Source organism: Pantoea sp. Ap-870 (assembly GCF_011752515.1).
Lineage (GTDB): Bacteria > Pseudomonadota > Gammaproteobacteria > Enterobacterales > Enterobacteriaceae > Pantoea > Pantoea dispersa.
In genome coordinates this window covers 275367-297276 of record NZ_VWXG01000002.1, presented here as the reverse complement: position 1 = coordinate 297276, position 21910 = coordinate 275367, and the positions used below count along the sequence as shown (strand labels likewise).

Genomic DNA, 21910 nt, shown 5'->3' with positions numbered 1-21910 from the left:
ATTAATTTCAACAACCATTTTGCACCGTCACGCGCCGTGCGGAAGTGTAAGGATTTCGTCAGGATCGCCGATAACGTAGCGGTATAATACCAGCGAGGATAGTCAGGATGATTAACGGTATCGGACCGGGTAGTTTCTCACAGCTCCATCTCAGCAGCGCCAGTGCACGCGTGACCAGCAGCACGGCAAGCAATGCGACCCGGCAAAATAGTCTGACGGCAGACGCCTCAGCGAAAGTCACCTTTAGCGAAGCCACCGACACCATCTCTGCGGTGTACCAGATGACGCCGGCGCGCGTCACCGCCAGCACGCCTCTTTCGCCTGATATGCAGACGCAGGCGATGGGTGCGCTGCGCAGCTCGGGCGTCAGCATGAACGGCATTGGCAGCGCGTTGCTGAGCGCACTGACGCAGCAGCGTGACGATGTCACCATCAGCGTACCGGCCAGCGGCGGCGCGCAAACTGACACGCAGAGCGCGGTGGCGCTGGAGATTACCACTCAGTCCGGCGTGAGCCTGACTCTGCAGATGACGCGGCAGCAGGATGGCGTAGCGGTGGCACTGAAAACCACTCACGGTAAGCTGAGCGATGACGAAGCTGCGGCAATCGCCAAACTTTCCGGCGCGCTGGAGAAAACCCTGAGCGGGCTGGATAACGGCAACGGTAAACTGGATGTCGGTGACCTGCTCAGTTTTGACAGTAACCAGCTGGCCAGCGTTGATCTGAAAACCGACCTGCGTCGCAGCGGCGAAGTGATGCAGTCGCTGAATCTGCATGCCGACCCGGGTTCACGCTGGCTGGGTTTCCATAATGCCGACGCCAGTTTCAAACTGACGACGGACATGCGCAGCCTGGCGCAGGCCAGCAACGCCGGTCAGCAGCAGAGCGCCCTGGCGCAGTGGAGCACGAAATTTGATCAGGCCGCTTCGCGCGGTCACGGCGATCGCGCGGCGCTGGCACTGTTTAAGCAGGGTTTCGAGACCTTAAACAGCACCAGCGCGGCGGCCGGCGTGGCGATGCGCACCCCGCAGGCGATCACCGTAGGCGCGCATGCGGCGCAGGCCGGTGCCATCAGCGGCCTGGCAGATTTCTCGGCCAGCTATCACCAGACGGCGCGCTCCAGCAATCCGCTGAAGCCGGAAGAAGAAGATACTTTCGCTCTGGATGTGGCGCAGCGCAGCAGCCAGCAGAAGAACGGCGATACGCAGCGCATGACGCAGGAAACCCTGTTTAAGCTGAACGCCAGTTTTCATACCGCGCTGAGCGCCAGTTCACCGCTGGCGCTCAATGAAACCAAAGAGTCACAAAACTATCACTACCACCAGATTCACGATGAAACGCGCAGCACCACTGAGGTGACGCAGGATGCGCAGGTTAACCTCACCGCCCGTTTCGCCCGGCAGCTGACGCAGCAGGAAACGGTGAAGACCTATCAGCTGGCGAAGCTGATTGACAGCACCAGCACACCGCACAGTGAGAAGAGTGAATCGACGCGCCACTATTCCCCGGCGATGTATCTGGCGCAGGCGTAATACCAGGATAACGTAATGCCCACTTTATTGCGCCAGCCCATGGCGCAATAAAACAATAATGCCATTTATCACTATCGATAGCGGAATTAATACTTAAGATTATTCACCCGTGTCACTCAGCGTAATAACCTTGTATCTCCGCGCCCGCTAACGCCTTCTTATCCCTGATAAATTCTTTATTCTCTTTCTGCATGCCGTTTGCCGGATATAGCATAACCGCGCTCTTTACCGCTGTTATTCCCGCTGATTATCATCGCGCTCAATCTGTTATTAAGTTACGGCTCTCTGCCCTGGCAGAATGAGCCTGTGAATCAGAGCAAAATAAAAAGTGAATCCAGCGATGACGCAAATCAGGGCTCAACAACTTCAGCGCGCGGCGGTGATCACGTCTGACGCGGCGGCAATCGACGCCGCCCGCCACCTGGCGGAACAGGCGAAAGCCGGGGCAGCCGAACGCGACCAACAGCGTATCTATCCGCGTGAACTGCTCGATCAGTTCACCCAACTCGGGCTGGGCAGTATCAGCGTACCGCGCCAGTTTGGCGGCGGCGGTTTGTCGTTTGGTACTGTGGCGGAGGTGTTCCGCCTGATCTCCGCCAGCGATCCGTCGCTTGGCCAGATTCCGCAAAACCACTTCGGGCTGATTCAGTTCATCCTGGGTGAAGGCAGCGCGCAACAGCAGCAGCGCCTGCTCAGCGCGGTGGTACAGGGCCAGCGGCTCGGCAATGGCGGTCCGGAAAAGAACAGCAAACACACGCGTGATGTGCAGGCGCAGCTGGTGTCAGGCCCGGAGGGGTTAAGGCTCAGCGGTGAAAAATTTTATTCAACCGGTGCACTGTTTGCCGACATTCTGGTGACCACCGCGCAGCAGGAGGGCCAGCCGGTGATGGCGTTCATTCCGCTGCCGGCGGCAGGGGTGGAGATTATCGATGACTGGTCGGGTATCGGTCAGCGCACCACCGCCAGCGGCACGGTGAAGCTCCAGCAGGTGGCGGTCGATGCCGGTTTGACCATCGCGCTACCGTCGCCCGATAAGCCAACGCTGCGCGGTGCCGTATCGCAGCTGATCCAGGCCGCGATTGACGCCGGGATCGCCCAGGGCGCGCTGGACGAGGCGCTGGCGTTTATTCACAGCAGCTCGCGTCCGTGGGTGGACGCGGGCGTGAGCCGCAACGCAGAAGATCCTTACATTCTCGCCGATGTCGGGCGTATCAGCACCGAACTGAGCGCCGCTAACGCGCTGCTGGTGCGTGCGGCGCGTGTACTGGACAGCATTGACCCGCACGCGCTTACCGCTGCGCACTGCGCGCGCGCCTCCATCGCGGTTGCAGAAGCCAAAGTGCTGACCACCGAAATTGCGCTGAAAGCCAGTGAAAAGCTGCTGGAGTGGAGCGGCAGCCGCGGCACATTGCTGAAGCATGGGCTGGATCGCCACTGGCGCAACGCGCGCACCCATACGCTGCACGATCCGGTGCGCTGGAAAACGCACGCCATCGGCAACTATTACCTCAATGATGTTCTGCCCGCGCGTCATGCGTGGATTTAAGGAGCGATGATGACGCAGGTTTTCGCTAAACAGCCGGCAGCACGTATCCGCAGCGCGCAGCAGGCCATGCAGGTGGCAGAAGAGCTGGCTGAACGCTTTCGCAGCGGCGCAGCGCAGCGCGATCGGCAGCGTGAGCTGCCACATGCTGAACTTCAGCACTATTTCCAGTCCGGCCTGGGCGCCATTACCGTGCCGCGTGCGTGGGGCGGCATTGAGATTTCCAGCGCAGAACTGGCGCAGATTTTTGTCATTCTCAGCGCTGCCGATGCATCGATCGGTCAGGTGCCACAAAACCACTTCTACGCGCTGGAAGTGCTGCGCGTTAACGGCAGCGATGCCCAGCAGCAGCGGCTGTACAACGAAGTGCTGGCGGGCGTTCACTATGGCAACGCGCTGGCGGAGTTCGGCTCTGCGGCGGCGCATCAGCGCACCACCGCCTTCAGCCAGACCGCCAGCGGGCTGCACCTCAACGGCGACAAATTTTACTGCACCGGGGCGCTGTTTGCCGACCGCATCCCGACGCTGGCCATCGCCGATGACGGCAAAGAACAGCTGGTGTTTGTGCCGCGCCATCAGCCGGGCGTGACGGTGATTGATGACTGGAGCGGTTTCGGCCAGCGCACCACCGGCAGCGGCAGCGTGCAGTTTCGTGATGTGGCGATCGCGCCGGACGATGTGGTGCCGTTTCACAGCGCGTTTGAGCGGCCGACCACCGTCGGACCGTTTGCCCAGATTATGCATGCGGCCATCGACCAGGGCATTGCCCGCGCGGCCTTCAACGACATGCTGGCTTTTGTGCAGCAGCGCGCGCGGCCGTGGCCGGACAGCGGCGTCGAGCGAGCCTGTGACGATCCGCTGACGCTGGATCGCACCGGGCGGCTCGCCGCACGACTCAGCGCCGGTGATGCGTTGCTGGATGTTGCCGGAGAGGCGGTCGATGTCGCCCAACGCAACCCGAGTGCTGAGCACGTCGCGCTGGCATCGGTTGAAGTGGCGAAAGCGCGTGCCTGGACCACTGAGGTGGCGCTGGAAGCCGGCAATCTGTTGTTTGAGCTGGGCGGATCGCGCGCCAGCCTGCGCGAGCACAACCTCGATCGCCACTGGCGCAACGCGCGTACCCACACGCTGCATGACCCGGTACGCTGGAAATATCCGGTCATCGGCAACTATCTGCTTAACGGCGTGCTGCCACCGCGACGGGGAACACTATGAGCCGCAAACAGATTCTGCTCAATGCTTTTAACATGAACTGCGTGGGGCATATTCACCATGGCATGTGGACCCATCCGCAGGACCGCTCAGTGGAGTTCAATTCACTGGCGTACTGGCTGGATTTAGCGCGTCTGCTGGAGCGCGGCCTGTTCGACGGACTGTTCATTGCCGATATTCTCGGCGTTTACGATGTGTATCAGCAGGGTATCGGCCTGACGGCGCGCGAGTCCATTCAGCTGCCGGTGAACGATCCGCTGATGCTGATTTCCGGCATGGCCAGCGTGACGCAGCACCTGGGCTTTGGCGTGACCGCCAATCTGAGCTACGAAGCCCCTTATCCTTTTGCCCGCCGCCTGTCGACGCTCGACCATCTGACCAATGGCCGCATCGGCTGGAACATCGTGACCGGCTATCTCGACAGCGCGGCGCGCGCCATGGGGCAGCAGCAACTGCTGGCGCACGATCGGCGCTACGACCAGGCCGATGAGTTTCTTGATGTCACTTATCAGCTGTGGGAAGGCAGCTGGCAGGACGATGCGTTGCTGGCCGACAAACAGCGCCGGCTGTATGCCGATGCGCAGAAGATTCACGCGATCAATCATCAGGGCGAATTTTATCAGGTGCAGGGCTATCACCTGAGCAGCCCTTCGCCGCAGCGCACGCCGCTGCTGTTCCAGGCAGGTTCATCCGCGCGCGGCGTGGCGTTTGCTGCGCGGCACGCCGAGTGCAGTTTCGTGAATGCCAGCTCGCCGGCGGCGCTGCGCGAGCAGGCGCAGCGTCTGCGCCACGCGGCGGTGGCGGCGGGTCGCCAGGCGGACGACTTACGCATCTTAATGGGTGTCAGCGTGATCGTCGCCGCCAGCGAACGCGAAGCGCAGGAGAAGCACCGCAGCTATCTGGAATACGCCAGTGCCGAAGCTGGCATTGCGCACTTCTCCAGCTCAATTGGCGTCGATCTCGCCGCGTTTGGCCTCGATGAACCGATTCACAGCGGCGACACGCGCGCCATTGAATCGGTGAGCAAAGCCTATAACGGCTGGACGCGCCGCCAGCTGCTGGAGCAGCACGCGCTTGGCAGCCGCTACCCGGTGATTGTCGGCAACCCGTCTCAGGTCGCCGACCAGTTGATCCGCTGGATTGATGAAGGTGACATCGACGGCTTCAATCTGACGCGCATCCTGAATCCGCAAAGCTACCGCGATTTTATTGAGCTGGTGGTGCCGGAACTTCAGCAGCGCGGCCGCTTCAAAACCGCCTATCAGCCGGGATCGCTCCGGCAAAAAATTTTTCAGCAGCAGGATCGTCTGCCCGCGCGCCACCCGGCCGCGCGCTGGCGGCCTGCGGCTGACGTTCGTTAATTTAACCTCAGGGAGTCAGGATGAAATTTGCCTCATTAGTGGCGTTGAGCGCCGCAATATTAACCGCCAGCGCGTTTGCCGCCGGTGACTACAGCGGTGCCCTCAAAGTCGGTACCACGGCGGCTTTCGCGCCGCCGCTGGAAACCGCCGTGGCTGAAGCGAAAAAGCAGGGACTGCAGGTGGAGCTGGTGGAGTTCACCGACTGGACTGCGCCGAACGTGAGCGTGGAAAATGGCGACATTGACGTCAACCTGTTCCAGCACAAGCCGTTTCTTGACAATGCCAACCGCGAGGGCGGTTTCCATCTGGTGCCGTATGCGCCCGCCATCATCAATAACATCGGGCTCTATTCGAAGAAGCACACGGCAATCGATCAGATTCCGGACGGCGGCACGGTGGCGATTGCCAATGACCCGATTAACGGTGCGCGCGGATTGCTGCTGTTGCAAAAAGCGCAGCTGATTACGTTAAAACCGGGCAGCGGGCTGAAATCCACCGTGGATGATATCGCCAGCAATCCCAAACACCTGAAAATCATCGAAGTGGAGGCGGTGCAGCTGTCGCGCTCGCTGGATGAGGTCGACCTGGCGCAGGGGTATCCGCACTATCTGCGTTTGTCGAAGACCATCGACCCCAACAAGGCCCTGTTATTTGATGGCCTTGAGCATCCGGAATATGTGATTCAGTTCGTGATTCGTGACGGACATCAGGACGATCCGCGACTGAAACAGTTTGTTGATATCTATCAGCACTCGCCGGTGGTGCGCGCGAAGCTGGATGAGTTCTACGGCAAGCTGTATCAGCCGGGCTGGAGCCAGTAATCATGGTCAGCCTGACTCTTCCTGGCGAGCAGGCGGCGCTGCACACCACGACGCCGGTCGCGGGCCGTGCGCATGTGCAGATCCGCGGGCTGAGTAAACGTTATGACGGTCAGTCGCAGGATGCGCTGAAGCACATCGACCTGCAGGTTAAACGCGGCGAAATTTTTGGCATCATTGGCCGCAGCGGCGCGGGCAAATCGACGCTGATCCGCTGTCTGAACCGGCTGGAAAATCCGACGCAGGGTGCGGTGGTGATTGACGGTATCGATCTCAGTTCACTGAGCGCCAGCCAGCTGGTGCAGTGGCGGCGTCGCACCGGCATGATTTTCCAGCACTTCAATTTACTGTCCGCTAAAACGGTGCGGCAAAACATTGAGCTGCCGATGAAGGTGGCCGGCATACCGGCGGCGCAACGGCGGCAAAAAGTGGATGAGCTGCTGGCGCTGGTTGGGCTGGAAGCGCGCCAGCATGCCTGGCCGGCGCAACTCTCCGGTGGGCAGAAGCAGCGCGTCGGCATTGCGCGCGCGCTGGTGCACGATCCGGAACTGCTGCTGTGCGACGAGGCAACCTCGGCGCTGGATCCGGAAACCACGCGCGCCATCCTCGCGCTGCTGAAAAAAATCAATCAGCAGCGTCATATCACTATTGTGCTGATCACCCATGAGATGGACGTGGTGCACGACCTGTGTCACCAGGTGGCGGTGATCGATCAGGGTGAAATCATTGAGCGCGGTCCGGTGTGGCAGGTGTACAGCGATCCGCAGCATGAGACGACGCGGCAGTTGCTCAATTCGCAATTCGGCGCGCTACCGGAGGCTATCCAGCCGCTACTTACGCCGCAACGTCAGAACGTGGACTCGCGTTTGCTGGTGCGGCTGCGCTACAGCGGGCAGGGCGCGCAACCGGATCTGGCGGCGATCAGCGCACAGGTCAGCGGCGAGCTGACGCTACTGTATAGTGCGGTTGAATGGGTCGATCGCAAACCCACCGGCCAGCTGTTACTGCTGCTGGATGCCCGGCACGACGCGCCGGCAGCCCTTGCCACGCTTCATCCGCTGGCGGACCAACTGGAGGTCGCAGGTTATGTCACTGGCTATTGATCGTTTATGGCAGGGGTTGCTGGATACGCTGCTGATGGTCGGCGTGTCGTCGCTGCTGGCACTGCTGATCGGTTTACCGATGGCGGTGATTCTGGTGGTGACCGGGCGCGGCGATCTGTTCCCCAATCCGCTGCTCAACCGGCTGCTGGGCTGGCTGGTAAACCTGTTCCGCTCGATTCCGTTTTTGATTCTGATGGTGGCGCTGATCCCGTTTACCCGCTGGATTGTCGGCACTACCTACGGCGTCTGGGCGGCCGTGGTGCCGCTGACGCTGGCGGCGACGCCGTTTTTTGCCCGCATCGCGGAGGTGAGCCTGCGTGAAGTGGATAAAGGGCTGACGGAAGCGGCGCAGGCGATGGGCTTTCAGCGCTGGCATATTGTCTGGCACGTGCTGCTGCCGGAAGCGCGGCCTGGCATCGTCAGCGGTTTTACCATTACGCTGGTAACGATGATTAATGCCTCGGCGATGGCCGGTGCGATCGGCGCCGGCGGGCTGGGCGATCTGGCTTATCGTTACGGCTACCAGCGTTTCGATATGCAGGTCATGCTCACGGTGATCGTGGTGCTGGTGGCACTGGTCACGCTGCTGCAGCTGTGTGGCGACCGGCTGTCGCGCCGGCTGAGCCATCGCTAAAGGCATTTCACCTGATCTGCAGGCCGTCAAGCGCCGCCAGCAGCGCGTCGACCTTCGGCAGCAGCTGTTTGCGCCGCGGCCAAATCACCGACAGCGGCAGACCGTCCGGCTGCTGCTGCGGCACAATCACTTCCAGCGCGCCGCTCGCCAGCGCGTCACGCACCAGCCATGACGGCATCTGCGCCACCCCAAGGCCAGCGCACAGCGCCTGCATTTGGGCATCCACGTCGCCCAGCGCCATGCGAGACGGCACCTGACGCCAGTGCGGATGTCCATCCGCCGTGGTGAACAGCCACGGCTTGGTGCTGCCGTCAACGCGCTCGTACAGAATCGCCCGATGCTGCAGCAACTCACTCTCGCTGGTCGGTCTGCCTGCGCGCGCCAGATAGTCCGGCGCGGCGCAAAACACCATACGCTCGCGGCCCATCGGCCGGCAGCCGAGCGAGGCGGGCAGATCGGGCGAACCGCCGATGCGTACCGCGACATCAATGCCCTCATCAAACAGATCAATAAAGCGATCCGAGAAGGTCAGGCTGAGTTCCACATCCGGATGCTGCTGACAGAACGGAATCAGCAGCGGCATGACGCCGAGGCGGCCATAGGTATTCGGCACCGCCAGCCGCAATCGCCCGGAAGGAATGGTGCGCTGCGCCGCCAGTACCGCTTCGGCTTCCGCCAGCTCCTCCATAATGCGCAGGCAGGTCTGATAATAGGCGCTGCCGGCGTCGGTGAGCGTCAGGCTGCGGGTGGTGCGCTCCAGCAGGCGAGAGCCGAGCCGCGCTTCCAGCCGCGTCACGCTTTTGCTGATGGCGGAACCGGTCAGGTGCAGACGCTCAGCGGCAGCGGCAAAACTGCCGCTTTCAACACTGGCGACAAAAGGAACGATGTCTTTCAGACGCTGATCGTGCATGTATTAGTGAATCCAGTTCATGAATGATGTGAATTAATGCCACGGCTAAGAATTTAATTCTCTATTACGCTAAGGATAACTGCAACAGAGGAGATTCGACATGCAAAAACAGGCGTTAATCGTGGGAATCAGCGGGGTTATTGGTCGTGCGCTGGCGGAAAGGCTGCAAAGTGAGGGCTGGCAGGTAACCGGTTTGTCGCGCGGACGCGGTGCCATTCCGGAAGGTTGCCGCAGTCTGACGGCCGATCTGACCGATGCAGAAGCGGTGCGCAATGCGCTGGCGCAGGAAAAACCGGATGCGCTGTTCTTTAGCGTCTGGTCACGCCAGGCGAATGAAAAAGAGAACATTCGCGTTAACGGCGGCATGGTGCATAACGTCATTGCTGCGCTCGGTGAGCGGCTGAACGGTGCGCATGTGGCACTGGTGACCGGGCTGAAGCACTATCTTGGTCCGTTCGAAGCGTATGGCAAGGGCGCGGTGCCGGTGACGCCGTTCCGCGAAGAGCAGGGACGTCAGCCGGTCGATAACTTTTACTATGCGCAGGAAGATGAAGTGTTTGCCGGCGCAGAGCAATATGGCTACAGCTGGAGCGTGCACCGTCCGCACACCATCATCGGTTATGCATTGGGTAACGCCATGAACATGGGGCAGACGCTGGCCGTTTACGCCACGCTGTGCCGTGAAAAAGGCTGGCCGTTCATCTTTCCCGGCTCGCCGCAGCAGTGGAACGGTCTGGCCGATGTTACCGAAGCCGGTTTACTGGCGGAACAGCTGCTGTGGGCGACCCGTGCTGAAGAGGCTGCCAATCAGGATTTCAACGCGGTGAACGGCGATGTGTTCCGCTGGAACTGGCTGTGGCCGCGTCTGGCAGACTATTTCGGTATTGAAGCTGCAGACTATCCGGCGCAGATGATGCCGCTGGAAGGACGCATGCAGGAAGCCGCAGCGGCCTGGCGTGAAATCGCTGCGCGCTATCAGCTGCGTGAAGCGGACATCGATAAACTGGCGTCGTGGTGGCACACCGATGCGGATTTGGGCCGGCCGATGGAGGCGTTTACCGATATGAGCAAGAGCCGTAAAGCCGGCTTTACCGGCTATCGCGCCACGCTGGATTCCTTCACCCAGCTGTTCGACCGGCTGCGTGCGGAGCGCATCATTCCCTGATAGCGTTACTGCCCGGCGTCGTCAGGCGATCTGCACCCAGCGCCGGCCAAGCAATACGGTCAGCACGATGATGCTCACGATGGCCGCCAGGTGCTGCAGCAAATCCAGCGCATGCAGGTGCACCGGATGACAGAACGCCAGCAGGCTTACCGCCATGCAGGCGACGCCCAGGCCCGCCATGGCCAGACTGCGGGCCGGATAGAGCGCCCGCGTCCGGCGCAGACTGATGATGGTCAGCAGCAGCATCGGCAGACTCACCACCAGCAGGAAAACAAAGCACGGCAGCGTGTCGTGCTGCTGCAGCGGCGTGGCCGTCTGCAGCAGACTGCTGGCGCTCAATCCCAGCCACAGCAGGCCCGGCGGCAACAGCAGCTTTGCGCTGATGCCGCGCCGCCCTGCAATGCTGAGTTCAAAGGCGCTGCGCATCGCCAGCAGCCCGAGGATAAACGCAAGCATCAGTTGCAGCGCGGCCTGCATCGCGCCGGTCTGCGACCAGTCGGTCAGAGTGCGCGGCACCAGCAAACTGGCCGCGATGCCCGCCGGTAGCGCCAGCGCCAGCCAGCCCAGCACGCGTTTTCCGGTCGCCGGCGGGCGTTTCACCGGGCGCAGATCGCGCCCCAGTTTTTCAATCAGCAAATGATGGTCAGTCATGGTTTGCTCCAAAGCGGCGCAGATTGATGAGCGCGCGGTGCAACAGCGATTTCACGGCCGACACGCTCAGATTATGGTGTGCCGCCGCCTCGTTCAGGCTCATTTCATGCAAATGAACATGCTCAACGATTTCACGCTGACGCAGCGGCAGCTGGCTGAGATAGCCCGCCAGCTCCTGCCGGGTGTCCAGCTGCTGCTGTTCTGCCGTGCTGGCGGGATCGGCGGCCTGGGCGTCGTCAAGCGCACAGTGCTGCTGGCGGCCGCGGCGGCGCAGGGCATCAATCGCGCGCGCCGAGACTATCGCCGTCAGCCAGGGCAGAAAAGGGTAAGCGGGATCGTAGGTGTGGCGCACGCGATGCAGCGTGAGCAGCACATCCTGAATCACATCTTCCGTTAAGGCTTCATCGCTCAGCCTGCGCCGCACCTGCGCGCGTATCACCGGCACCAGCGCCCGCAGCAGCCGGGTATAGGCACACTGATCCCCGGCCTGCGCGCGTTCCATCAGTCCGGGCCAGTTTTCACGTGCGCTATCGCCTGTGTGCATACGCTGCCTTGTTGCCGTTACGTCTTTTTCGCTGCCGCCTGGTTTAACGCATCCACTACGATGTCGGGTGTCAGCACCTGCGGCAGTACTTTCGGTGGTCCGCCATCAGCCGGATACACCAGGTACATTGGTAAACCACCCTGACCAAACTCACTCATCACGTCATCAACGTCCGGGTTAAATTTAGTCGAGTCTGCCACCATGTACAGCGTACCGGTTTTCGCCAGTGCGGTTTTCACCGCCTGGGTCGACAGCGAGGTCTTCTCGTTCACCTGACAGGTGATGCACCATGATGCGGTAAAATCGACAAAGATCGCTTTGCCATGCCCGCGTTGAGCGGCCACCGCCTGCGGCGTCCACGTCTGTTTGCTGACCTGCGCCTGCATATCGCCTTGCAGCGCCGCGCCTGGCTTGATCAGCCCCGGCAGTGGCGCGATCACCGCAATCAGCAATATCGCCGTGACGCTGAACAGCGCTTTGTGCCCTTTTCCGGCAAAGCGGCGCTGCTGCGCCATGCCATACAGCCAGCCGGCAAACGCCAGCACCACCGAGGCGGCCAGCACAACAGCCAGCGCGCTGCTGCCCGCCTGCTGGGCCAGAATCCACACCAGCCAGGCCCAGGCACCGAGCATGGGAAAGGCCAGCCCGCGCTTAAGGATATCCATCCAGACGCCAGGGCGCGGTAAAAATCGCGCCAGCGGCGGGAACAGCGACAGCAGGGTAAAGGGCGCGGCGAAGCCGAGCGCCAGCGCAAAGAAAATGACCAGCGCAACCGCAGGGGGCTGCACCAGCGCGTAGCCGATGGCGCTGGCCATAAAGGGCGCGGCGCAGGGTGTGGCTACGATGATCGCCAGTGCCCCGGTCAGCGCAGAACGCAAAAAAGCGCCGCGCTGGATGTCGATGGCCCCGACGCGCTGCACCGTTAGTCCCACCTCAAAGACGCCAAGCAGGTTAAGCGCGGCAGCCAGCATCACCAGCGACAGCAGGGCGATCACCAGCGGTGACTGCAGCTGAAAGCCCCAGCCGACCGCGGCGCCACCCGCGCGTGCGGCCAGCAGAATGCCAGCCAGCGCCATCATGGTCACCAGCACGCCGAGCAGGAATCCCAGGCCTTCATGGCGCGCGCTGGCAGCCTGGCTTTGATGGCGTAGCAGGCCAAGCGCTTTCAGCGAAATCACCGGAAAGACGCACGGCATGAGGTTGAGGATGATGCCGCCTAAAAAGGCGGCCAGCATCGCGGTTAACATGGCTGGCCTCTCACTTACTGCGCTTGCGGATGTGCAGCGTCATACTCTTTCACTGCCGCCAGCGCTTTTTCGATGTGGGTATCCGGGTTTCTGTCGGTATAACTCAGCAGAATATTGCCGTTGGGGGCAATCACATAAGAGGTGCGGTCAGACAGCGTTTTGCCTTTTATCTGCATCAGCGTTTTATATTCGGCGGCCACTTTGGCACCCGGATCGGCAGCCACGGCGAATTTGTCACGACACTCCAGCTTAGAAAAATCGCTGATCTGCTCGGTGTTACCGGCAGTGACGCCAATCACCGTGGCGCCCATTTTTTTGAAATCATCCGTGGCTTCGGCGAAGTCGTGCGCCTCAATGGTACAACCCGCGCTGAAGGCCGCCGGGAAGAAGTAGAGCACCACCGGCCCTTTTTGCAGCGCCTGCTGCAGCGAGAAGGTGAGCGGCTTACCGGCCAGCGCGCCCTGAAGTTCAAAGTCAGGTGCTTTGGCCCCGACGGGCAGCGCCGCGCCAGCAGCAAAGGCGGCGAGGCTCAGCGTGGTGCCGAGGGTGAGGGTAGCGATGAGATGCCTGATAGTTGTCATGATCTGCTCCTGCGGTGAAAGAGGTCCGGTTAGGGGGGTTCAGTCAGACAGTTCGCCGCAGTCGGTAAAAAGTTGCGCGAAGGGCAAAAAAAAGCAGGGCAGATCCCTTTTTCCCGTCTCGTTTATTTATTCTTTGCGTGAAATCCTTACAATAATCGCCTGATGTTTTTTTAGGTTTTAGATATGTCTTCAACGTCTTGCGATAAACAGAACAGTGAAACCCAGCAGCTGCTGGCCTCCCTTGAACAGCACATTGCCGAGCCGCCACCCCGGGTGCAGCCGGTGCCGGAAGATTTCTGGCAGCAGCTGGAGACGCTGACCCACGGCGACGACGCCTGACTCAGTTGCGCGGCTGTATACCGTGGCACACCATGCTCAGGGTGTGCTGCAGAATCATTTCGGTATCAAAGCCCGGCTCGTGGGCAAAGCGGGTAAAGGGCACCAGTACCATGCTGAGAATTGAGGTCATCAGCACATCGACATTCAGCTGGTTGTTCAGTAATCCCTGCTGCTGCCATTGAATCAGCAACGCGCGAATCCGTTCGCGTCCGGCATGACCGTGACGCTGTTTCAGCGTGCCGCCCAGCCCCTGACCACTGGCGACTTCCTGCAGCCACAGCGGTGCGAACCAGTCATGACTCAGCACGATATCCGCAAACTCTTTAATAAATCCGCTGATCGCAGCGACAGGGTCATTACTCTCTTCGACAAAATGCGCTTCCAGCCGTTGCCGTAACGGCACAAAACGTTCCGCGACCACGGTATCCAGCAGTGACTCGCGCGACTGAAAATAGTAATTCAGCATGGCAGGGCTGACGCCGGCTTTACGGGCTATGGCGTTGAGCGAGGTTTCCGCGATGCCGTTTTGCGCATACAGCGTGAGCGTAATGTCGAGCAGATGCTCGCGCTGCTGGGCATTGATTGCGCCGCCGCGTGGACGGCCCGGCCGGCGGGGTTTATCAGAAGGCGTTGTCTCGCTCTCCATCACTTTTTGTGCGGTCATCTTTACGTACTCACGGGTTTCGTGTCAGACTTTGGTTAATATTAATTGTGCATTTAATTAATTTCAAACGGTGTCGTTATGAAACCTCAATCTATCACATCGCAGCGCGACAGCGGGGCAACCCGCCCGCCTTCCATTCGCCTGCTGATGGGCGCGCTGATGCTGGTGATGCTGCTGTCCGCGCTTGATCAGACCATCGTCTCGACCGCGCTGCCGACTATCGTCGGCGAACTGGGCGGGCTGGATCGCCTGTCGTGGATCGTCACTGCTTACATGCTGGCCTCAACCCTGGTTGTGCCGCTGTACGGCAAATTTGGCGATCTGTTTGGCCGCCGAACGGTGCTGCAAATCTCGGTGGTGCTGTTTTTGCTGGGCTCGGCGCTGTGCGGGCTGGCGCAAAACATGCCGCAGCTGATTTTTACCCGCGCGCTGCAGGGACTGGGCGGCGGCGGATTGATGGTGGTGAGCATGGCGGCGGTCGCGGATGTCATTCCGCCCGCCGATCGCGGCCGGTACCAGGGCCTGTTTGGCGGCGTGTTTGGTCTGGCGACGGTGATTGGGCCGCTGCTGGGCGGTTTTATCGTGCAGCACATGTCCTGGCGCTGGATTTTCTACATTAATCTGCCGCTCGGCCTGCTGGCTCTGCTGATCATTAATGCGGTGTTTAAAGCGGATAGCCGACGCAAACCCCATGAAATCGATTATCCGGGTGCGGTGTTTCTCAGCCTGGCGCTGGTGGGCGTGACGCTGTTTACCAGTGAAGGCGGCACGCTGCGCGAATGGTCAGATCCCCAGCTATGGTGCATTCTGGCCATGGGGCTGGTTGGCGTGTTGGGGTTTATTTATGAGGAGCGACGCGCATGGGAACCCATCATTCCGCTGGATCTGTTCCGCAATCGCAGTTTTTCCCTCGCCAGTCTGATGGCGTTTATTATCGGCATGGCGCTGTTTGGCAGCGTGACGTTTTTGCCGCTTTATCTGCAGGTGGTAAAAAACGCCACGCCCACCGAGGCCGGACTACAGCTGTTACCGCTGATGGGCGGGCTGCTGGTCACCTCGATCATTAGTGGTCGCATGATTAGCCGCAGCGGGAAATACCGTTTGTTCCCCATCGCCGGGACGCTACTGGCCACAACCGGGATGGCGCTGATGACCACGCTGACGCTGGATGCGCCGCTCTGGCACATTTATCTGTTCTCCAGCGTGCTCGGCATGGGAATGGGCATGACTATGCAGGTGCTGGTGCTGGCGGTGCAAAATGCGGTGACGCCCGATCGCATCGGCGTAGCGACCTCATCGGTTACGCTGTTTCGCTCGGTGGGCGGTTCGATCGGCGTTGCGCTGTTTGGCGCCGTGTTCAGTCACGTGCTGAAATCCGGAGCGACCCGACTGATAGAGCAGGGTAACGTGCTGCCGCCTTCGCTGGATCCGGTCGCCGTGAACCATTTGCCTGCAGCGCTGCGTCAGGCTTATTTGCAGGTGTTCAGTGATGCGGTGCATGCCGCATTTCAGATGGCCGCCGGCGTTATGCTGCTGGCGTTTATACTTTCGCTGCTGCTGCCGGAGTCGCCGCTGCGCGATAACGTGCGCAAATAAGCTTTCCGGTTATTTCGCAGCAGGTCAGTCGGACAGGCTGCGGAATAGAATTTAAACGCAATTTGCCGGATAAATATGCGCTGTCGGCGCAAAGCAGCAAAAGATATAGATTTTTATCCTAAATACATAGCGTTACCTTTCTGTAAACTTAGGTAAAAATAGTGAAGACAGCGAGAATTCGGGCGGAGACGCTTTATTTCTGCAACTTCTTTACGGTATAAATCTGCTATCCCTGTTATCCACTGTGAAACGTCACCCTATGATTGCTACTGCGGCCCGCAACCTGATTGCCTGCCTGATGTTATTAACCCTGGCTGGCTGCTCGTCTCACTCCTCGCCAGCACCGGAGCAGGAAAATGTTGATACCTCGCAGGACGGTGGTAAACAGCCCGATTTAATTCCGGTAATAGCCGCTTTGCACGATCAAATGCATTCGTGGGAAGGCACCAAATATCAGTGGGGCGGAACGCAATTATCCGGCGTTGACTGTTCCGGATTTGTCTGGCGCACCTTAAAAGATCGTTTCAATATTCCCATGGATCGCGTCACAACGCGTGAATTGATCGCCATGGGTAAGCCGGTCGATCAGGCGCATTTACAGCCAGGCGACTTAGTGTTCTTCCGCATTAAGCATGAGCTGCACGTCGGCTTTTACGACACCGATCGCCAGTTCCTGCATGCCTCAGTCAGCCAGGGCGTGATGCGCTCGTCACTGAATAATCCGTACTGGAAATCGGTATATTTAGAAGCCAGAAGACTCCCGCGCGAGCAAAATTCGCAGATCAGTTTCAATTATAAAAATAAAGTCTGAAGTCAGACATCCTTCCACAAAGCCGCGGCGCGACGTTTTCGCGCCCGTGCTCAGACCCATCCCGCCGTCAACCATTCGTCTCCTGTTTCAGTGGCAATTCGCCTTAAATATGATGGCTGCTTTAACGCTCTGTGCCGCTTTATGGGCATCGAAATACATTCAACCTGTTGATTATAAGTAAATAATTTAAATATCACGCATTAACAATTAGTGCGATCATAGTATTCGCACTAATTATCAATTTTGTAATAGTAAACATGGTTATTATTATCTCCATCGAAGGCGCAGCGCCTTCTCATCAAACGCTAAGGAATATGACCATGAAAACTATCAAAACACTGACCATTGCCGCCGCCGCCGCGCTTTCCCTGATGTCTGCTGCCAGCTTCGCGCAAACCGTTTCAGCCACCTCCACCACACTGGATGGTGCCGAAGCGAAAATTGCCGCTCAGGCTCAGCAGCAGGGTGCGCAATATAAAATTCTGGAAGCCAGCACCAACAACCTGGTGCATATGACCGCTGAACTCTACAAATAACGGATGGTTGCACAGGGATGTGCCAGAACGGGTCGCCTGACGGGCGGCCTTTTTTGTCGTGCAGTCAGGCTCGCAGCGTATCAAGCATTCTGGCGATATTGCTGAATTTGCAGCGCAGACTGTCTGGCAGGAGAACGCAATATGCTGAACAACGTGGATATCAACCGGCAGGCGCTGGCTTTTGCAGATGCATTACGCACGCAACGCCATGCTCACGTTCCGGTGATTCGTTTTGCCCACTGGCCGCAATTTATCGCGACGGTGCGCGCTGAGCTGGCGCAACCGGGCGATCAGAAATAATTAGCACGATCACGATAACCGCACTAATTATCAATTGCAATATAGTAACCTGAGTTATTATTAGTTCCATCGAAGGCACACAGCCTTCAGACACAACCATTAAGGAATAAGACCATGAAAACCATTAAAGCTATGTCAATCGCCGCTGTTGCCGCTCTTTCACTGATGTCAGCTGCCAGCTTTGCCCAGAGCGTAACCGTGACTTCCTCTACGCTGGACGGTGCTGAAGCTAAAATCGCCGCGCAGGCGCAAGAGCAGGGCGCTCAGTATAAAATTACTGAAGCCAACACCAACAACCGCGTGCACATGACGGCTGAACTGTATAACTAAGTTCAGACTGGTTCACTGCGTTAAGGCCGCCTTCGGGCGGCTTTGCTGTTTCCGGAAGGCTTGAAACGAACAAAAGCAGCAGGCTGGCGTTCGAAATTTGACCAATCCTGCTCAGCGGGCGCAACAGGCGGAGCCCAGGCGTTTATCCACAGGATAAGCCAGCCTCTTTGCACGTCAGTTGTGGATAACTGCTTTAATATCAAACCGTCAGGCGATAAACGCTGAGTTGATTTCCCGACTTACACGTCGGTTATTTTGTCAGAAATGAATCCGGTTGCGGCTAAATAAACGCGAAGCGGGTGAGTTTATTTCACCATTTCAAAACACATTAGGTTTGCGTAATCTGCACCGTTATTTTTTCTGATCGTCGTCAAAATGGCGAGAGGGAATCAGATTTTTCTCTTTATTAACCGGCGTTCTTTTCGACCGGCCTTTGTCCAGCAGGCAGTCGCGGCAACAGGCTATTTGCGGATGGTGGATACGCGCTACCGTCAGCGCCTGATGCACGGTATACAAAGAGCCGATAAAGCGCTTCTCTTCCTCAAATTCCAGTACGTAACAGCCTTTTTTATGCAATACCCAGCCGGCGTCCGGATCGTGACATAAATAAAAATAGTGCGGTTCTAACATAACTTACTCTCGGGCGAGTGATAGCCATCGAATAGATAATCGGTGATGTGTCTAAATTAGAGACGCGTTCAGTCTACGCCGATGATGACCTGCGGGGCTAATTGATTTAATGACTTTCGGATTAGACCTGAAATGGCCGGACCAGCATGAATAATGTGCCGGTCCGGTTGCTGATTTTATTCGCTGGCGAGCGCGGCGACCGGATCCATTCGTGCGGCTTTGCGCGCGGGCAGATAACCAAATATCATGCCGATAATGGTTGAGCAGGCAAACGCTGCACCAGCCGATTGCCATGAGTAGATGGCGGTCAGCACGCCGCCAGCCAGCAGTGAAATGACCGGACCTATCACCAGAGACAGCGCCACACCGAGCGATCCGCCCACCAGGCACACCAGCACGGCTTCAATCATAAATTGCTGCATAATGTCGCCGCGTCGCGCACCCACCGCCATGCGCACACCAATCTCGTGGGTGCGTTCGGTCACCGACACCAGCATGATGTTCATTACGCCAATACTGCCGATCATGAGCGCAATCGAAGCCACCAGTAAAATCAGCAGCGTCAGCGTGGCCGCCGCACCTTCTATCGCTTTACGATACTTGTCCCGGTTGAACATCAGGAAATCTTTGGTACCGTGGCGCGCCGTCAGCAACTGGGTGAGCGATTCCACCGCCGCACCGCTCACCACATCATCTTTGAGTTTAATACTGATACTGGTGAGCGCGGTCTGGCCGCTGATGCGATACATCACTGTGCTCCACGGCAGCCAGACGCTGAGGCGGTTGGGCGACAGACCATCTTCATTATTGGCCACGCCAATAACCCGCACCGGCACCGATCCCAGCACAATCATTTTGCCAATCGGGCTCGGGCCCTGTTCGCCAAATAATTTATTGCGCGTGTTGATATCAATGATGATTTCCTGGGGCGCGTGCCGCTCATCGCTGAAGTTGCTGCCTTCCACCAGCTTAATGCCCTGAATGCGAAAATAGTCGACGCCCACGCCGGAAACTGAAGTTTTGGAGGCGTTGGCCATGTAGCGAATGGGCTGCGTGGCGATGATTTCCGGACTGACGGCGGCGACAAACTGCTGGCGCGCAATCACATCGGCATCGGCCATCACCAGGGTTTGTACCGGATGCGCATCGTCCTCGACATAATCGCCCCCGGCATAGATAGAAACCACATTGGTACCCAGTCCGGAAATGCTCTCCAGCGTTTTTTCCCGCGCGCCCTGGCCCAGCGCCACCACGGTGACGACGGCGGCAATGCCAAAGATAATGCCGGTCATAGTCAGTGCGGTGCGCAGGCGGTGGGCGTTCATGGCATTCAGCGCCATGCGCAATGATTCGCGCAGCCGGTCAAGCAGACCGCGGAATCGGCTCTGCCGCTTGCGTGGCGCTGGCGTAAAGCGCGTTTTTGCGGCCGTGGCAGCGCTGCCGCTGTCGGCAAAAATCTCGCCGTCCTGAATTTCGATGATGCGTTCCGCGTGCTGCGCCACTTTCATATCGTGGGTAACGATAATCACCGTGTGACCTTCGCGGTTCAGTTCGCTGAGGATGCGCAGCACTTCTTCACCGGAGTGCGAATCGAGCGCGCCGGTGGGCTCATCGGCGAGGATAATTTCGGCACCGTTGATCAGTGCACGCGCAATACTGACACGCTGCTGCTGGCCGCCTGACAGCTCGCCCGGCTTATGCTGTTCGCGCCCCTGTAATCCGAGCCGTGCCAGCAGTTGTGCGGCGCGCTGACGGCGTGCGGTGCCGGATAAATTGGCGTAAATCGCCGGTATTTCAACGTTGCTCAGCGCGCTGAGATCCGGCATCAGGTGATAGCGCTGAAAGATAAAGCCGATGTGCTCGCGCCGCACTTGCGCCAGCGCATCGGGCGAGAGCGTGGCGGTATTTTTGCCGCCAATCAGGTAATCACCGCTGTCCGGCGCATCAAGGCAGCCAAGAATGTTAAGCAACGTGGATTTGCCTGAGCCCGAGGGCCCGATGATCGCCACCATTTCGCCGCTGGCAATCTGCAGATTAATGTTTTTCAGCACCTGCAGGGATTGGGAACCATTGACGTAGCTGCGCTGAATGTTGTGCAGTTCGATGATATTCACATCACCACCTTGTCCGCGCCCGGCTGCTGCGTGGCAAGGATCACTTTTTCCCCTAAGCGCAGCCCGCTCAGCACCTGGATGTCAACGCTGTCGCTGATGCCGGTGGTGATGTAGCGCTTCTCAGGCTGATTATTTTGATCCGCGATTTCGACGTAAGTACGACCATCGCTGGCCTTTTTCGTGGCCTGCACCGGCACCAGCAGCGCGTTTTTCGCCTGGTCACGCAGCAGATTAACCTGCGCCGTCATGGAGATGCGCAGCGCATTATCCGGGTTCGGCACATCAAGCAGGGCGTTATAATACACCGCCGCGTTCGTGCTGCTCACGGTATTGCTTTCGCTGTTGCCCATCAGCGCATCATCTTTCATCACCGACTCAGGAGCCAGTTCGATGCTGCGCAGCGTGGCGTTATAACGTTTATCCGGATTGGCGAAAGTGGTAAACCACGCCTGCTGGCCGGGCTGAATATTGGTAATGTCCGCCTCGGAGATTTGCACTTTGATGGTCATGGTGCCGAGCTGCGCCAGTTTGGCGATGGTCGGGGCGCTCTGCACGGCGTTTACGGTCTGGCCCTGCTTCGTGACGATCGCCACCACCGTGCCGTCAATGGGTGCCATGATGCGCGTGTAGCCGAGATCGAGTTGCTTTTTATCCACTTCGATCTGCGCCTGAATCACCCGCGCCTGCTGCGCCGTCAGCTCTGCCTGGGCGATGCGCCACGCTTCGGCGGCGGTATCAAAATCCTGGCGGGAAACGGCATTGGTTTTAACCATCTGTTGGAGGCGCTGAAACTGTGCCTGCTGGCGTACCAGCGTAGCCTGACGGGTCTGTAAATCCGCCTGCGCCACGCTCAGCGCCGCCTGCGCATTGCGCAGATCGCTGCGCTGCGGCTGATCATCGATCTCCGCGATCAGCTGGCCCTTGCGCACGTTGTCGCCAGCTTTGATATACAGCTTTTTCACCTGACCGGAGACCTGCGCACCGACGTTAACGCGCTCAATCGCGTCCATTTTGCCGGTGGCGGCAATCACGTTTTCGATGTCGCCCTGGCGCACCGCGGCGGTCATCAGCGGATTGGGTTTACTGCGTGATGCCGAATACGCCCAGAGAACCAGAATCATCACCAGCGCGGATAGCGCGGCAAACAGCCATTTTTTCGTCATTGTGTGCATCATCGTCCCTTAAATTTAGCGAGAATAATAATCACTAAGCGGGACAAACTGGAGAAAAATTCTGCGGAATTTTGTCAGCCGCAGGGGAGTGCGCCATCCCTGGCGCAGGTTGTGGGT

23 protein-coding genes are annotated in these 21910 nt (G+C 58.9%); 14 read left to right on the top strand and 9 right to left on the bottom strand.

What is annotated here, in order from left to right; genetic code table 11:
* The first annotated feature begins 107 nt into the window (after positions 1 to 107).
* The 7 genes from F3J41_RS07435 (at position 108) to F3J41_RS07405 (ending at position 8203) form a co-directional block, all read left to right on the top strand.
* Positions 108 to 1532 (top strand): hypothetical protein, encoded by a 1425-nt coding sequence (locus F3J41_RS07435; RefSeq protein ID WP_166710492.1) that lies wholly within the window; start codon positions 108 to 110, stop codon positions 1530 to 1532.
* Positions 1533 to 1872: 340 nt separating this feature from the next.
* Complete coding sequence (locus F3J41_RS07430) at positions 1873 to 3078, top strand: SfnB family sulfur acquisition oxidoreductase (RefSeq protein WP_166710490.1); 1206 nt, start codon at positions 1873 to 1875, stop codon at positions 3076 to 3078.
* A gap of 9 nt (positions 3079 to 3087) precedes the next feature.
* Entirely contained in the window at positions 3088 to 4290 is a 1203-nt protein-coding gene (locus F3J41_RS07425; RefSeq protein WP_166710812.1) for an SfnB family sulfur acquisition oxidoreductase, read from the top strand.
* Positions 4287 to 5648 (top strand): LLM class flavin-dependent oxidoreductase, encoded by a 1362-nt coding sequence (locus tag F3J41_RS07420; RefSeq protein ID WP_166710488.1) that lies wholly within the window; start codon positions 4287 to 4289, stop codon positions 5646 to 5648. Before F3J41_RS07425 ends, F3J41_RS07420 begins: the two co-directional genes overlap by 4 nt.
* Positions 5649 to 5668: 20 nt before the next feature.
* Positions 5669 to 6469, top strand: coding sequence for a MetQ/NlpA family ABC transporter substrate-binding protein (locus tag F3J41_RS07415; protein WP_088517370.1), 801 nt, complete (start codon positions 5669 to 5671; stop codon positions 6467 to 6469).
* 2 nt (positions 6470 to 6471) lie between these two features.
* Positions 6472 to 7569, top strand: coding sequence for a methionine ABC transporter ATP-binding protein (locus F3J41_RS07410; RefSeq protein ID WP_166710486.1), 1098 nt, complete (start codon positions 6472 to 6474; stop codon positions 7567 to 7569).
* Positions 7553 to 8203 carry a methionine ABC transporter permease gene (locus F3J41_RS07405; RefSeq protein WP_166710483.1) on the top strand — a complete coding sequence of 217 codons (651 nt, stop codon included), beginning with the start codon at positions 7553 to 7555 and terminating at the stop codon, positions 8201 to 8203. Before F3J41_RS07410 ends, F3J41_RS07405 begins: the two co-directional genes overlap by 17 nt.
* Before the next feature lie 7 nt (positions 8204 to 8210).
* Here F3J41_RS07405 and F3J41_RS07400 read toward each other — a convergent pair whose 3' ends face one another.
* Positions 8211 to 9113, bottom strand: coding sequence for a LysR family transcriptional regulator (locus F3J41_RS07400; protein WP_166710482.1), 903 nt, complete (start codon positions 9111 to 9113; stop codon positions 8211 to 8213).
* Between the two features lie 100 nt (positions 9114 to 9213).
* On the opposite strand from F3J41_RS07400, the gene F3J41_RS07395 reads away from it, so the two are divergent.
* The gene (locus F3J41_RS07395) at positions 9214 to 10278 is read left to right on the top strand and encodes an SDR family oxidoreductase (protein ID WP_166710480.1); all 1065 of its coding nucleotides are present in this window, start codon (positions 9214 to 9216) and stop codon (positions 10276 to 10278) included.
* A gap of 21 nt (positions 10279 to 10299) precedes the next feature.
* Here the strand turns inward: F3J41_RS07395 and F3J41_RS07390 are convergent, their stop codons facing one another.
* The 4 genes from F3J41_RS07390 to F3J41_RS07375 are packed head-to-tail and all read right to left on the bottom strand — an operon-like array spanning position 10300 to position 13301.
* Positions 10300 to 10929: an NrsF family protein gene (locus F3J41_RS07390; RefSeq protein WP_141495885.1), complete on the bottom strand. Its 630-nt coding sequence runs from the start codon at positions 10927 to 10929 to the stop codon at positions 10300 to 10302.
* The gene (locus F3J41_RS07385) at positions 10922 to 11473 is read right to left on the bottom strand and encodes a sigma-70 family RNA polymerase sigma factor (RefSeq protein WP_058759048.1); all 552 of its coding nucleotides are present in this window, start codon (positions 11471 to 11473) and stop codon (positions 10922 to 10924) included. The genes F3J41_RS07390 and F3J41_RS07385 overlap by 8 nt, the downstream gene beginning before the upstream one ends.
* 17 nt (positions 11474 to 11490) lie before the next feature.
* A complete protein-coding gene (locus F3J41_RS07380; protein WP_166710478.1) occupies positions 11491 to 12720 on the bottom strand; it encodes a protein-disulfide reductase DsbD in 1230 nt (409 codons plus the stop codon).
* A gap of 14 nt (positions 12721 to 12734) precedes the next feature.
* Positions 12735 to 13301 (bottom strand): peroxiredoxin, encoded by a 567-nt coding sequence (locus F3J41_RS07375; RefSeq protein ID WP_125310836.1) that lies wholly within the window; start codon positions 13299 to 13301, stop codon positions 12735 to 12737.
* 183 nt (positions 13302 to 13484) lie between these two features.
* Between F3J41_RS07375 and F3J41_RS07370 the strand changes: the two genes are divergently transcribed.
* Positions 13485 to 13640, top strand: coding sequence for a hypothetical protein (locus tag F3J41_RS07370; protein ID WP_021508969.1), 156 nt, complete (start codon positions 13485 to 13487; stop codon positions 13638 to 13640).
* Position 13641: 1 nt separating this feature from the next.
* Here the strand turns inward: F3J41_RS07370 and F3J41_RS07365 are convergent, their stop codons facing one another.
* On the bottom strand, positions 13642 to 14304 hold the full coding sequence (locus F3J41_RS07365) for a TetR/AcrR family transcriptional regulator (protein ID WP_058781097.1): 663 nt from the start codon (positions 14302 to 14304) through the stop codon (positions 13642 to 13644).
* A 78-nt stretch (positions 14305 to 14382) separates the two neighbouring features.
* Between F3J41_RS07365 and F3J41_RS07360 the strand changes: the two genes are divergently transcribed.
* From F3J41_RS07360 to F3J41_RS07340, 5 genes are all read left to right on the top strand, one after another.
* Positions 14383 to 15900 carry an MDR family MFS transporter gene (locus tag F3J41_RS07360; RefSeq protein WP_166710476.1) on the top strand — a complete coding sequence of 506 codons (1518 nt, stop codon included), beginning with the start codon at positions 14383 to 14385 and terminating at the stop codon, positions 15898 to 15900.
* Positions 15901 to 16159: 259 nt separating this feature from the next.
* On the top strand, positions 16160 to 16711 hold the full coding sequence (locus F3J41_RS07355; RefSeq protein ID WP_166710474.1) for a C40 family peptidase: 552 nt from the start codon (positions 16160 to 16162) through the stop codon (positions 16709 to 16711).
* 320 nt (positions 16712 to 17031) lie between these two features.
* Positions 17032 to 17247 carry a YdgH/BhsA/McbA-like domain containing protein gene (locus F3J41_RS07350; protein WP_058759052.1) on the top strand — a complete coding sequence of 72 codons (216 nt, stop codon included), beginning with the start codon at positions 17032 to 17034 and terminating at the stop codon, positions 17245 to 17247.
* A gap of 141 nt (positions 17248 to 17388) precedes the next feature.
* Entirely contained in the window at positions 17389 to 17547 is a 159-nt protein-coding gene (locus tag F3J41_RS07345) for a hypothetical protein (RefSeq protein ID WP_165899342.1), read from the top strand.
* 114 nt (positions 17548 to 17661) lie between these two features.
* Positions 17662 to 17877 carry a YdgH/BhsA/McbA-like domain containing protein gene (locus F3J41_RS07340; protein WP_058770290.1) on the top strand — a complete coding sequence of 72 codons (216 nt, stop codon included), beginning with the start codon at positions 17662 to 17664 and terminating at the stop codon, positions 17875 to 17877.
* A 351-nt stretch (positions 17878 to 18228) separates the two neighbouring features.
* Here the strand turns inward: F3J41_RS07340 and F3J41_RS07335 are convergent, their stop codons facing one another.
* From F3J41_RS07335 to F3J41_RS07325, 3 genes are all read right to left on the bottom strand, one after another.
* On the bottom strand, positions 18229 to 18507 hold the full coding sequence (locus F3J41_RS07335; protein ID WP_021508976.1) for a hypothetical protein: 279 nt from the start codon (positions 18505 to 18507) through the stop codon (positions 18229 to 18231).
* A 176-nt stretch (positions 18508 to 18683) separates the two neighbouring features.
* Positions 18684 to 20621: a MacB family efflux pump subunit gene (locus F3J41_RS07330; protein WP_166710472.1), complete on the bottom strand. Its 1938-nt coding sequence runs from the start codon at positions 20619 to 20621 to the stop codon at positions 18684 to 18686.
* Positions 20618 to 21793 (bottom strand): efflux RND transporter periplasmic adaptor subunit, encoded by a 1176-nt coding sequence (locus F3J41_RS07325; RefSeq protein WP_166710810.1) that lies wholly within the window; start codon positions 21791 to 21793, stop codon positions 20618 to 20620. The genes F3J41_RS07330 and F3J41_RS07325 overlap by 4 nt, the downstream gene beginning before the upstream one ends.
* Positions 21794 to 21910: the final 117 nt, after the last annotated feature.